Raw genomic sequence first — 12,689 nt, 5'->3', positions numbered from 1 at the left:
CCTATTGATCCCCCGCCGCCTGCTCATGTGACGTCTGCGCCGACCTCACAATGTAGTGGTAAATATCAAGTCCAACAGGGAGGCGAGACACTTCGTCGACGTTGCTACTAGCGTTTAATTCGATAGGTTCTGGAGAGCCTAGAAAGTAAGGCTCTCTTCCCCAAATATATAGATCACCTAACGTAGCGACCCGCGCCACCCATTCGCGCATTTTCAACCGCCACTCCCCAGCAGCAGATTTCTCTTCCGCTACACAGCCAGTTACATCCATTCCTAATGCGCGACCAATAAAAACCGCACGGGGAAGATGCCAACTCTGAGTAACCAGCAACGCCTTATCTAACTGAAAGACATCTCTAGCGCGCGCAAGCGTGTCATAGGTACTGAACCCAGCAAAATCCATGGTGAGCTGGTCTGCTGGCACACCGCGACGATAAAGATCACGCCACATGGCGCGAGGCTCGTTATAGGCTTGAGTACGATTATCCCCAGAGATCAATAAATGACTGACTCGCTGATCGGCAATCAGGCGCGCAGAGGTTCGCATACGGGCGTTAAAGTGTGGGTTGCGAAAGCCGCTGCGTGTCCAATTAGAGGTCCCAAACACGATCGCCACATCGGTTGGTCGGCACTCTGCAAAGCGCTCATCAATATAGCGTGCCGTACTGGCGACCACCCAAAAATTACCAACTATAAACAGCAATGTCGCCAGCAGCATAAGCGCTCCTAGCGACATCAAAAAACGTTTTATGTAACGTAATAGCAAGCTGTGCATCCAGCTCCCCATCAGGGGTTAAAACATGCCGAGCTCAAGCTTGGCTTCGTCGCTCATCATGTCACGGCTCCAGGGCGGGCTGAAGACAATTTCAGTATGTACCTTGTTAATCTGAGGCGCACCTAGGATTTTATTTCGCGCATCCGCCGCAATGACATCGCCCATTCCACAGCCTGGTGCGGTCAGCGTCATACGAATAGTGACCATCCGCTCGCCACTTATCAAGCGCTCAAGACGGCAACCATAGACCAACCCTAGATCAACAATATTAACCGGTATTTCGGGATCGAAGCAGGTACGCAACTGCTCCCAGACAAACTGTTCAATTTCTTCATCGCTGGCACTTTCAGGCAGCGTTGGGCGTGGCAATGGCTCCAGCCCCAATGCATCCAAATTACGCCCTTCAATAAGATAAAGCCGTCCTTCAAAGCCAACACTTACCGAGCTGCCCTTCGCTTGCATCACGCTGACAACGCTGTCTTCGGCCAGCGTCTCCGTTTTGCCAAACGGAATAGCAATGGCGTCAACATCACGCTGAAGCGGCAGTTTTTGACCACGTTCAAGGCTGGCCACTTGCTCAATATCCATAACGGTCCTTAAATGACGGCCTTTAACGTACCATTCCAATCACACGCTTTAGCGCTGCAACAAACGTATCTATCTCTTGAAGCGTATTATACGCCGCAAATGAGGCACGACACGTAGCATCTACGCCAAAATGATGTAGCAATGGTTGCGCACAGTGATGCCCGGTACGAATAGCGACGCCTAGCTGATCAATCAGCAGCCCAATGTCCTGGGAATGGGCGCCTTCGACCACAAACGACAGCACGCCAGCTTTATGCGGCGCCGTGCCAAGTATGCGCAAGCCATCTATTTGGCTTACCGCTGCAGTGGCATGTTCCAGCAACACGGCTTCCCAAGCGCCAATCGCCTCCACGCCTACGCCTTCTAACCACTCAATAGCGCGCCCCAAAGCAATCACCTCCGCAATCGCGGGAGTGCCAGCCTCGAATTTATGCGGAAGTGCCGCAAAGGTGGTGCCGACGTCAAAAGAGACCGTTTTAATCATCTCGCCGCCACCCTGCCAAGGCGGCATCGCTTCTAATAAGGTCTGCTTACCGTACAGTACGCCAACGCCAGTAGGGCCATAAATTTTATGCCCAGAGAACGCATAGAAATCAGCATCAATATCCTGAACATCAACCGGCTGGTGCGGCGCTGCCTGAGCACCATCCACCAGAATAAGCGCACCGTGCTGATGGGCCAGCGTGGCCATCTCTTTTACTGGGTTAATGGTGCCCAACGCATTAGAGACATGATTGACTGCCACTAGTTTAGTGCGCTCATTGAGCAGCGCGCGGTACGCCGCCATGTCTAGCGCCCCATTAGCCTCAACGGGAATGACCTTAATGGTAAAGCCGATTTCAGCCGCCAATAGCTGCCAAGGGACAATATTGGAGTGATGCTCCAACATTGAAATTAGCACTTCATCACCCGCAGCAAGCTGGGAGCGTCCCCAACTTTGCACCACTAGGTTGATTGCTTCAGTCGTGCCCCGCGTAAAGATAATCTGGCGTGCATCTTCCGCATTGAGAAACGCCTTAACGCGATGCCGTGTGGCTTCAAACGCAGCTGTCGCCTCATCTGACAAGGTGTGCAGCCCCCGGTGGATATTGGCGTTATAACGCGAGTAATAGTCGCTGAATACGTCAATAACCTGCTGGGGCGTTTGGCTTGTCGCGGCATTATCTAGATATACCAACGGCTTTCCATGCACTTCCCGTTTCAGTATCGGGAAGTCGTTGCGCAGCGCCTCAACATCAAAGGCAGCAGGGGCGAGCACGGAGGGTTTCTCAATCACGCTATGGGGCATCGATGACTCCTTGGCTAGTCGTTGAGTGCGTTAGTCGTTGAGCGCGGCCGCTGCTTCTACCAATCCAGCGAGATTGAAGCGCTCCGGCAGCTTGCCTGCTACCGCTAACTCTACTCGTTCAGCAATCACATCTAGCGCGACCTGCTCAAGCACCTCGCCAGCAAATGCAAGCGTTAACAAACCTCGCGCTGTCGCTTTGTCGATGCCGCGGGTACGCAACGCGTAGATCGCGTCTTCATCCAACTGCCCCGTGGTGGTGCCATGAGAACACTTAACGTCATCAGCATAAATTTCAAGCTCAGGCTTGGCATCAATCTGCGCGCGATCGGAAAGCAATAAGTTTTGGTTACTTTGGAAACCTTCGATCTTCTGGCTATCGCGCTTGACGTACACTTTACCGTTAAAGACGCCGTGGGCGCGGTCATCCAAAATGCCTTTGTAGTTCTCGTTCGAGAACGTCAGCGGCGCATTGTGATTAACCTTGGTGTGGTTATCCACGTGCTGGCGGCCTTGACCAAAGAACAGACCATAGAAGTTGGTTTCCGCTCCTTGGCCGTTTAAATCACTAATAAGGTCGTTGCGTACCAGCGCACCGCCCAAATTCAGATTGTAGGAGCTGTAGCGGCTATCTCGGCTCTGTTCAACATGAATACTGGCGATATGCAGGTCACCCAAGGGCGCTTCCTGCAATTTGTAGTGGTTCAGAACCGCACCGCGATCAAGCATCAGCTCGGCAACCACGTTAGTAAAGTTAGCCGCATCGGCTTCACCGATGTAGTGCTCAATTAACGTCGCTTCACTGCGCCCTGCTGCTTCCACCAAAATACGCGGATGGCACATCACGGGCGTGCCCGCGCGGGACAGAAATTGCAGTAGGATGGGCTTTTCTACCACGCTACCCGGTGCAATGCGCACCACCGCACCCTCTTCCATAAACGCGGTGTTCAGCGCTGCAAACGGCGAGAAATCCACGCCCGTTAAGCGACCCAGCGGCCCACCCACGGCTTCATGGTTATCAGCCAGAGCCTTAGAGAGCGGCATTACCTGAACGCTACTCGGCAGTGCTTCTAAGTCCGACAATGCGGCTGAGAAAACACCATCCACAAAGGTCAGTCGGTACGCATCCAACGGCAGCGTAAGCGCAGCTGCTTGTGCCTGGGAAAAGTCTGCAGTCTCAGGCAGCGCAAAGTTGCCTTGGGCAATCGCGCGTACGTCTGTGTATTTCCACTCTTCATCGCGGCGAGTAGGAAACCCCATGGCTTCAAAGCGGGCAGCTCCCGCTTGGCGGCGGGCCGCGATCCAGGTTGGCTCAACTCCGCGCTGTTGGCTACGCGCTTTCAGCGTGTCCAAAAACGTTTGCGTATCGCTCATGCCACAGACTCCTCAATGCCTTCATAGCCGTTGGCTTCCAGCTCTTTAGCAAGCTCAGCGTCGCCGCTCTTCACAATACGACCGTCGACTAAGACGTGCACTTTATCCGGCACGATATAGTCAAGCAGACGCTGATAGTGAGTGACCAGCAGAATGGCTCGCTCTTCAGCCCGCAGACTGTTAACGCCATCGGCAACGACTTTCATCGCGTCGATATCGAGACCAGAGTCAATTTCATCAAGCATGGCCAGCTTTGGCTGAAGCACCAGCATCTGAAGAATTTCGTTGCGCTTTTTCTCACCGCCAGAGAAACCTTCATTGACGGCACGCTGTAGGAAACTGGCATCCATCTTCATAAAGCCCAGCTTCTCTTTGACGAGCTTCATAAACTCCGGAGCGGGCATTTCTGCTTCACCACGTGCGGCACGCTGTGCATTAAGCGCCGACTTGAGCAGATAGATATTTTTCACTCCTGGAATTTCCACTGGGTATTGGAAACCTAATAGCAGGCCCGCTTGAGCGCGCTCTTCAATTTCCATTTCCAGCACGTCCTGCCCCTCAAAGGTAACGCTGCCCTGGGTCACTTCGTAGCCATCTTTACCGGCAATAACTGCCGACAAGGTGGATTTACCCGCGCCGTTCGGGCCCATAATGGCATGCACTTCACCGACATTGATGGTGAGCGTTAAACCTTTCAAAATTTCTTTGCCGTCGACGGTGACGTGTAAATCTTTAACTTGCAACATAGTCATAACCTTTTAAATTCTTGCGGGACGCTTGCGCGTCTCCGGTAAAATAAGTCGGGGCCGAAGTGGTTAACCCACTGCGCCTTCAAGCGTCACACTTAGAAGCGCTTCGGCTTCTACCGCGAATTCCATCGGCAGCTCTTGAAAAACGTCTTTACAGAAGCCGTTAACAATCATGCTGACCGCATCTTCTTCAGAAATCCCACGGCTTTGGCAGTAGAACAGCTGATCTTCGCCGATCTTAGACGTGGTGGCCTCATGCTCAATCGTCGCGGTGCTGTTGCCAATTTCTTGATAAGGAAAAGTATGGGCACCGCACTTGTCGCCAATTAACAACGAATCACACTGAGTGAAATTACGTGCCCCTTTGGCACGAGGGCCAATTTTGACCAAGCCACGGTACGACTGATCGCTCTTACCTGCCGAAATGCCTTTGGCAACAATATAGGAACGGGTACCTTCGCCAATGTGAATCATTTTGGTGCCAGTATCCGCTTGCTGACGACCGTTAGTCACCGCCACGGAGTAGAACTCACCGATACTGTCTTTGCCACGCAAAACACACGAAGGATATTTCCAGGTGATCGCTGAACCGGTTTCGACCTGTGTCCAACTGATGCGCGAACGTTCACCGCGACAATCACCACGTTTGGTAACGAAGTTATAAATTCCGCCTTTACCGTCTTCATCACCGGGATACCAGTTCTGAACGGTGGAATACTTAATGTAGGCATCATCCAGCGCAACGAGTTCTACGACTGCCGCGTGAAGCTGGTTTTCATCACGCATTGGCGCCGTACAGCCTTCCAAGTAAGACACCTGAGCACGGCTCTCGCAGATAATCAGGGTGCGCTCGAACTGGCCGGTGTTGGCCGCGTTAATCCGGAAATAGGTCGACAGTTCCATAGGGCACGTTACGCCTTCAGGAACAAACACAAACGACCCATCAGTAAATACAGCCGAGTTCAGTGCGGCAAAATAGTTATCAGCCACCGGAACAACCGTACCGAGATACTGTTTGATAAGGTCTGGGTAATCGCGAATTGCTTCAGAAATCGAGCAGAAAATAACGCCCGCTTCGCCTAGCTGTTTTTTAAACGTGGTTGCCACGGAAACAGAATCGAATACAGCGTCGACGGCCACACCGGCAAGCGCTGCACGCTCATGCAAAGGAATACCAAGCTTTTCATATGTTTCGAGAAGCTTAGGATCAACTTCATCGAGACTCTGAGGGCGATCTTCCGGGCGCTTGGGCGCACTGAAATAAGAGATCGATTGATAATCAATGGGCGGATAATCAAGATGCGCCCAGGACGGCTCTTTCATTTTCAACCACTGACGATAAGCATCTAGGCGCCACTCCAGCATCCATTCCGGCTCGCCTTTCTTATTAGAGATAAAGGCAATGGTGTTTTCATCAAGGCCAGGTGGCAGGGTGTCGCTTTCAATATCGGTTATAAAACCATCTTTGTATTCGCGACGAACCAACTGTTCCATTTCTTCGCTTGCCATGGTGATACCCTCCGGGCAGTTGGGTGGCGAGCCTAGCTCGCCGTCAATAGGGTTAGTCTATGTTGCACTGCCTAAGCAGATGCCAGGCTAATGCTTTGAATCGGTAACTGTACGGGTAGCTTGATTGGCGTCGTATCGGCTAGGTGCGCCAGCGTAACGCTTTCCAGTAACGTACGAATCGCCAGTGAGACTCGCTGCCAGTTATCAGCGACACCGCAGGTAGCAGCCAGATCGCACTCACCCTCCGCTTGGCTGCACTCGGTCATTGCCACTGGCCCTTCAATAGCGGCAATAATATCGGCAGCCGTAATGTGTGATGCTGGTCGCGCCAGACGATAACCACCCTGGACACCGCGTTGCGACTCCAGAAGCCCGGCTTTCACCAGCATCTTTAGCGTCTTACTAACAGTCGGATGTGGTAGCTGCACTGCATCTGCTAAATCAGCCGCCGCATGCGACGCCTGTGGATGGCGAGCAATTTGCGCCATCACAACAGCGGCATAATCTGTCAGCCGAGAAAGCTTGAGCATGTTGACTCCCATTCGCCGTTACAGTTGGCTTACCCGTTAATGGGTACCATTTTAGTCCTGTATAAATTTGATGTGAAGCCCTAGAGCAAAATCGTTATCAATTTGTGCAAAATAACAGCACGTTCGGCTCTGATAGCATCAAAAACAACAATCATTATCATTTGAAAAAGCTATCGGTGCGCTAAACGAAAAAAACCTGCGAGGATTTCGCAGGTTTTTTTAAAGAGCAGTACCTTGTGATGAGCTCGCTATGCTTTTGAGCCACTATATCTTTGAGTACTATGTCTCTGGGTACTATGTCTTTAAGTACTATGCTTTTTTGACGAACTCGGACTTAAGCTTCATGGGCCCAATACCGTCGACTTTACAATCAATATCGTGATCACCATCGACTAAACGGATATTTTTAACTTTAGTGCCTACCTTAACCACCAGTGAACTGCCTTTGACCTTGAGGTCTTTAATGACAGTGACGCTGTCACCATCTGCCAGCATATTGCCGTTAGCATCACGAATACCGGAGCCAACTGCTTCAGCGCCCTCTTCTGTTACTTTTGACCATTCGTTGCCGCATTCTGGGCAGACATATTGGATACCATCATCGTAGGTAAACTCAGAGGCACAGGCAGGACAATTGGGTAGATCACTCATGATAGGCTCCAACGCATCAGGCTAATACACAGGACTTAGTCATACACAGAACTTAGAAAGCGATGGAGCCTACACGGCTTGAGCACAATACTCCAGTTGGATCCGCCAATTTGCGCTATCAATACAGCGTATTACTACTGAACTAACTGTGCTGAATGCTGCTGCCACCACTGACGCGCGATGCGCACATTGTCAGCATTTGCCGTCGCATCTAGCACGGTGGGCAACTGTATATAGTCACCTCGAGTTCTTGCTATTAATAGCGGATCTTGGGTAGCAAGCTGAAGCGCATACAGGGCTAACATCAACTCATACTCATCGGTTGTATTGAGGCGAGCAAACAGCAAAGGCACAGCGGGCAAGCCGATTTCTCCTAACCGCTCTGCCGCAATATACCAAGTACGGGGATTGTCTTGCCCGCCATACTGCGAGACAAACCGCCTGTCTGCCAATCGGCTAACATAGTAGGCCGCCTTCTCTTCAGGGCTGGTTAACAGCGGCGGCACCCAGTCGGTTACCTGACGGTTAGTTGCGTATCCTGGCTGCGCCGCTCCTGAAGATACCTGAGCCACGTCAGGCGACACCTTCTGTGCCACGGCATCCGGTGCCTGAGAGGAGGCTGGCTGACCAGCGCATCCCACTAACATAGTAAACATTGCAAATGCTGGCACTAACCATAGAGGACACTGCTTCATGATAAATTCCCTATATCAATATCCATACTTATTCAGACCAACGCCCTTCCCGCTTCAGACGTTTTCTCACCCAGCGATCATAATACCAGCGTAACGCTGTTTTGATCCCTGGCAGGCCAATAAGCCATGCGATTGGCACAAGCAGAGGAATACGCATCATCAGCAAACGGTAGGCATCGATGCCTTCAACAAGCGTGCCATCAGCTTTTTCGATATGCAGCGAGCGTAAAGCAGCTTCTGGCGCTATCCCTTTTTCACGCAATTGCTGCTGATGCTCAGTCACATCACACCAGTTAATCCCATTACCATGCTTGCCAGCCCAACGCTCAAAAAGACGTCGATCCTTCCGACAAGCAGGGCAAACAGCATCGTAGAAAACATTGATAGAGGCATTATCAGGCATATAGGCTCTCATCGTCGTCGTACTTAGCAGTGTGACACTTTGTGCTTACTACGCAAATTTCCAGCTAACAGGGAGCGCTACAATGAAACAGCTATTAATCGTTGCCCATGCTCCATCAGTTAATACACGCACTCTGTGTGATGCCGCCCAGCGTGGCGCAAGCCAAGACGTTGTTGAGCAGGTGGCCTGCATAGTAAAAACGCCTTTCGAGGCTGGTCCTGATGATATTCGCGCCTGCGATGGCATCTTGCTGGGCACGACAGAAAACCTGGGCTATATGAGCGGTGCACTTAAGGATTTTTTTGATCGCAGTTACTACAGCATATTGGAAGAGAAACAAGGGCTGCCATGCGCGCTCTATATTCGCGCCGGGCACGACGGCACCGGCACCCGGCGGGCAGTAGAAAGCATTGTGACAGGACTACGTTGGCGCTGGGTTCAGGAACCACTAACGTTACGTGGTCAATGGCAGGACACTTTTGCAGACCAAGTAGAAGAGCTCGGCCTTTACATGGCAGCGGGACTGGATAACGGTTTATTTTAATGCCGCTCTGAACGCAAAAACGGCACCGCATGGGTGCCGTTTTGTGGGTAAGCGCGGTGTTTATTTGAGTCGTTCAAACACGGTCGCAACCCCTTGCCCCATGCCGATACACATAGTGGCAAGGCCGAGGGTAGTATCGCGCTGCTGCATAACGTTAAGTAGCGTCGTACAGATGCGCGAGCCCGAACAGCCTAGCGGGTGGCCTAGCGCAATGGCACCACCATTGAGGTTCACTTTTTCATCCATGGCATCTAGGAAGCCTAGATCTTTCAAAACGGGCAGACCTTGTGCAGCGAACGCTTCGTTAAGCTCAACCGTTTGAATATCGGCGGCCGACAAGCCTGCGGCTTTCAGCGCTTTTTTAGACGCAGGCACTGGGCCGTAACCCATGATAGAGGCATCACAGCCTGCAACACCGGTTGAAAGCACTTTTGCAATCGGCTCTAGCCCCAGCGCCTGAGCGCGCTCGTAGCTCATAACAGCCATTGCCGAAGCCCCTACCGACAATGCAGATGACGTGCCTGCAGTAACGGTACCGTTGCGAGGATCAAATACCGGCTTGAGGCTGGCCATTGACTCGATACTAGCCTCAGGACGAATCACTTCATCGTTCTTGAACAGAATTTTAAAACCGCGCTGATCGTGGCCTTCAACACCAATGATTTCGTTATCGAAATAGCCTTTTTCCATCGCAGCCTGGGCACGCTGGTGGGAACGCACGCCAAACTTATCCTGATCTTCACGAGAAATACCGTGCATTTTACCCAGCAGCTCAGCGGTCAGCCCCATCATCATGGCGGCTTTTGCGGCGTATTTACTGGCAGCGGGGTTCACATCAACACCGTGAGCCATGGGCACGTGCTCCATGTGCTCTACCCCACCGATCACGTAAAAGTCGCCCATGCCTGCTTTAATGTTGGCCGCCGCAATATGCAGTGCCGTCATCGAGGAGCCACACAGACGGTTAACCGTTTGCGCAGGCACCGAGCGCGGAATACCAGTCATGATTGCCGCATTACGCGCAATGTTCATGGACTGCTCAAGCGTCTGGTTAACACAGCCCCAGATAACATCGTCCACTTCGGACGGGTCTAAATTGGCGTTACGATCAAACAGCGCCTGCATGACCGCTGCTGACAGGTTCTCGGCGCGCACATTGCGGAATGCACCATTTTTAGCTTTCGCCATGGCGGTACGTACACCGTCAACCACCACGATATCTCTTGGGTTCAAACTCATCTTATATCTCCTTTGCGTGGTGGTTAGGCCTGAGAGCCAGAATAAAATTGCTCGTTATTTTGAGCCATCTGACGCAGCTTCTCAGTGGGCGCGTAAAGCGGGCCTAACTCTTCCGCAAGGTTTTCGGCTAGCTTCACGAATTCGGCAACACCCATCGCGTCAATGTAGCGTAGTGCGCCACCGCGGAAGGGAGGGAAACCGATGCCGTAGATTAATGCCATATCGGCTTCAGCGGGAGTTTCCACGATGCCATCTTCAAGGCAACGAACAGTTTCCAGACAAAGCGGTACCATCATGCGAGCGATAATGTCTTCATCAGAAAACTCTTTCTGCTCTTTCACGACGTCTTTCACCAGCGCGTAGGCTTGTTCGTCGGTCACTTTCTTAGGTTTGCCTTTCTTATCTTCTTCATAGGCATAGAAGCCTTTGTCGTTCTTCTGGCCCAGACGCTTATTGTCGTACATCACCTGAATCGCGGTTTTGCCGTCACGCGCCATGCGATCAGGGAAACCTTCTGCCATCACTTCATTAGCATGTACTGCAGTATCGAGACCTACTACGTCCAGCAGATAAGCAGGACCCATGGGCCAGCCAAATTTTTCCATCACTTTGTCAACGCGTTGGAAATCAGCGCCCTGCTCTACCAGGAAGCTAAAGCCACCGAAATAGGGGAACAATACGCGGTTGACCAAAAAGCCGGGGCAGTCATTCACCACAATCGGGGTTTTGCCCATTGCACGAGCGTAGGCAACTGTTGCGGCCACCGCCGCATCTGACGTCTTCTCGCCACGAATAACTTCCACCAGCGGCATACGATGCACAGGGTTAAAAAAGTGCATGCCGCAGAAGTTTTCTGGACGCTTAAGGTTTTTGGCTAGGCGATTGATAGAAATCGTCGAGGTGTTAGAAGTAAGGATGGTGTTTTCGCTCACCATGCCTTCCACTTCGGTCAGCACGGCGTCTTTGACCTTGGGATTTTCAACGACAGCTTCAACCACTAGATCGACATTGCCGAAATCACCGTAAGAAAGCGTGGGGCGAATGTTGGTCAGCTTTTCAGCCATCTGCTCAGTCGTCAGCTTTTTACGCTCTACCTGCTTAGCAAATAGCTTACGCGCCTCTTTCAGACCCAGCTCAATCGCCTCATCGTTAATATCTTTCATTATGATGGGCGTGCCTTTGCTGGCGCTCTGATAGGCGATACCACCACCCATAATGCCAGCGCCCAGCACAGCGGTCTGCTTAACTGGCTGCGATTGCTTCTCGTATTTGCTACCTTTTTTCTTCACGACTTGGTCGTTAAGGAACAAGCCAACCAAGTTAAAGGCAACACTGCTGAGTGCTAGCTTGGCAAATGCTTTTGCTTCAATCGCCTGGGCGCGGGCACGCGTCTCGCCAGCGCCTTTCTGAATCACCTTAATCGACGCTACCGGCGCGGGATAGTGCGGGCCAGCCTTGCCAGCGACAAACCCTTTGGCGGTTTCAAACGCCATCATTTGTTCAATGGCATTGAGATTAAGCGGTGCTTTCTTCTCTTCACGGCGCGCCTGGTAATCTAACTCACCGGCATTGGCACGGTCTAGAATGTCCAACGCGGCTTCTTCAAGCAGCTCGTGAGTAACGACAGCATCGACTGCGCCGACTTTCAGTGCTGCGTTAGCACGATTTTCAGTGCCGCCAGCAATCCACTCAATGGCGTTATCCGCACCAATCAAGCGGGGTAAACGTACACATCCCCCCCAACCTGGCAGAATGCCTAGCTTGGTTTCAGGCAAGCCAATTTTGGCTTTCTCACTCATTACTCGGAAATCGGTCGTCAACAGTACTTCGCAGCCACCGCCTAGTGCCAAGCCATTAATGGCCGTCACGGTTGGAAAAGGCAGGTCTTCAATCGCATTGAAGATGTCGTGAACCTTAAGGTTCATCTCAACGAGATACTCTTCGCCTTTGTCAAAAAGGCTGTGAAATTCGGTGATGTCAGCGCCGACAATAAACGCATCTTTGCCGCTGCTAATCATCAACCCCTGTAGGCCGCTTTCAGCTTGAAGCGCTTTTACTGCCTCGCCCAACTCTGCCACAACAGCACTGGACAGCTTATTAACGGACTCATCTTTCAGATCGAAAGTGAGCTTAGCGATGTCATTGCCACCTTGGGTGTCACGACGCTCCACCGTGATGGCATTGCCTTGATAGATCATCCGCGCTCTCTCCACAAGTTCGGGCTGGCACCTTTAATCGGACCCGCCACGCATTTCATACGGTCGTTTGATTGCGTAAGCTTGGTTGAGATAATGAGGAACGTCAAGCCCTGACTTTTGGCTAATGCGCTTATCTCTCAAGTGCACTT

Annotated in this window: 13 protein-coding genes; 1 reads left to right on the top strand and 12 read right to left on the bottom strand. The window is 51.8% G+C overall.

What is annotated here, in order from left to right:
• Position 1: 1 nt before the first annotated feature.
• From NDQ72_07580 to NDQ72_07535, 10 genes are all read right to left on the bottom strand, one after another.
• Positions 2-775, bottom strand: coding sequence for a YdcF family protein (locus NDQ72_07580; GenBank protein ID WKD29791.1), 774 nt, complete (start codon positions 773-775; stop codon positions 2-4).
• 18 nt (positions 776-793) lie between these two features.
• On the bottom strand, positions 794-1,363 hold the full coding sequence (gene sufT / locus NDQ72_07575) for a putative Fe-S cluster assembly protein SufT (GenBank protein ID WKD29790.1): 570 nt from the start codon (positions 1,361-1,363) through the stop codon (positions 794-796).
• Positions 1,364-1,385: 22 nt separating this feature from the next.
• Positions 1,386-2,651 (bottom strand): cysteine desulfurase, encoded by a 1,266-nt coding sequence (locus tag NDQ72_07570; GenBank protein WKD29789.1) that lies wholly within the window; start codon positions 2,649-2,651, stop codon positions 1,386-1,388.
• A gap of 30 nt (positions 2,652-2,681) precedes the next feature.
• Positions 2,682-4,022, bottom strand: coding sequence for a Fe-S cluster assembly protein SufD (gene sufD, locus NDQ72_07565; GenBank protein WKD29788.1), 1,341 nt, complete (start codon positions 4,020-4,022; stop codon positions 2,682-2,684).
• Complete coding sequence (sufC, locus tag NDQ72_07560; protein ID WKD29787.1) at positions 4,019-4,768, bottom strand: Fe-S cluster assembly ATPase SufC; 750 nt, start codon at positions 4,766-4,768, stop codon at positions 4,019-4,021. The genes sufD and sufC overlap by 4 nt, the downstream gene beginning before the upstream one ends.
• Before the next feature lie 69 nt (positions 4,769-4,837).
• Positions 4,838-6,280: a Fe-S cluster assembly protein SufB gene (gene sufB / locus NDQ72_07555; protein WKD29786.1), complete on the bottom strand. Its 1,443-nt coding sequence runs from the start codon at positions 6,278-6,280 to the stop codon at positions 4,838-4,840.
• Between the two features lie 71 nt (positions 6,281-6,351).
• Positions 6,352-6,810, bottom strand: a complete 459-nt coding sequence (locus NDQ72_07550) for an SUF system Fe-S cluster assembly regulator (protein WKD29785.1) — start codon at positions 6,808-6,810, stop codon at positions 6,352-6,354.
• Positions 6,811-7,119: 309 nt separating this feature from the next.
• Positions 7,120-7,461 carry a zinc ribbon domain-containing protein YjdM gene (locus tag NDQ72_07545; GenBank protein WKD29784.1) on the bottom strand — a complete coding sequence of 114 codons (342 nt, stop codon included), beginning with the start codon at positions 7,459-7,461 and terminating at the stop codon, positions 7,120-7,122.
• A gap of 134 nt (positions 7,462-7,595) precedes the next feature.
• On the bottom strand, positions 7,596-8,156 hold the full coding sequence (locus NDQ72_07540) for a hypothetical protein (protein WKD29783.1): 561 nt from the start codon (positions 8,154-8,156) through the stop codon (positions 7,596-7,598).
• Between the two features lie 28 nt (positions 8,157-8,184).
• Positions 8,185-8,559 (bottom strand): DUF393 domain-containing protein, encoded by a 375-nt coding sequence (locus NDQ72_07535; GenBank protein WKD29782.1) that lies wholly within the window; start codon positions 8,557-8,559, stop codon positions 8,185-8,187.
• 82 nt (positions 8,560-8,641) lie between these two features.
• Between NDQ72_07535 and NDQ72_07530 the strand changes: the two genes are divergently transcribed.
• On the top strand, positions 8,642-9,103 hold the full coding sequence (locus NDQ72_07530; protein WKD29781.1) for a flavodoxin family protein: 462 nt from the start codon (positions 8,642-8,644) through the stop codon (positions 9,101-9,103).
• Positions 9,104-9,163: 60 nt separating this feature from the next.
• On the opposite strand, the gene fadA is transcribed toward NDQ72_07530, so the two are convergent.
• Positions 9,164-10,342 (bottom strand): acetyl-CoA C-acyltransferase FadA, encoded by a 1,179-nt coding sequence (gene fadA, locus NDQ72_07525; protein WKD29780.1) that lies wholly within the window; start codon positions 10,340-10,342, stop codon positions 9,164-9,166.
• A gap of 23 nt (positions 10,343-10,365) precedes the next feature.
• The gene (gene fadB, locus NDQ72_07520; protein WKD29779.1) at positions 10,366-12,540 is read right to left on the bottom strand and encodes a fatty acid oxidation complex subunit alpha FadB; all 2,175 of its coding nucleotides are present in this window, start codon (positions 12,538-12,540) and stop codon (positions 10,366-10,368) included.
• Between the last annotated feature and the right edge of the window lie 149 nt (positions 12,541-12,689).

Source organism: Halomonas sp. KG2, assembly GCA_030440445.1.
Classification (GTDB): domain Bacteria; phylum Pseudomonadota; class Gammaproteobacteria; order Pseudomonadales; family Halomonadaceae; genus Vreelandella.
This window is presented reverse-complemented; position numbering and strand designations above follow the sequence as displayed.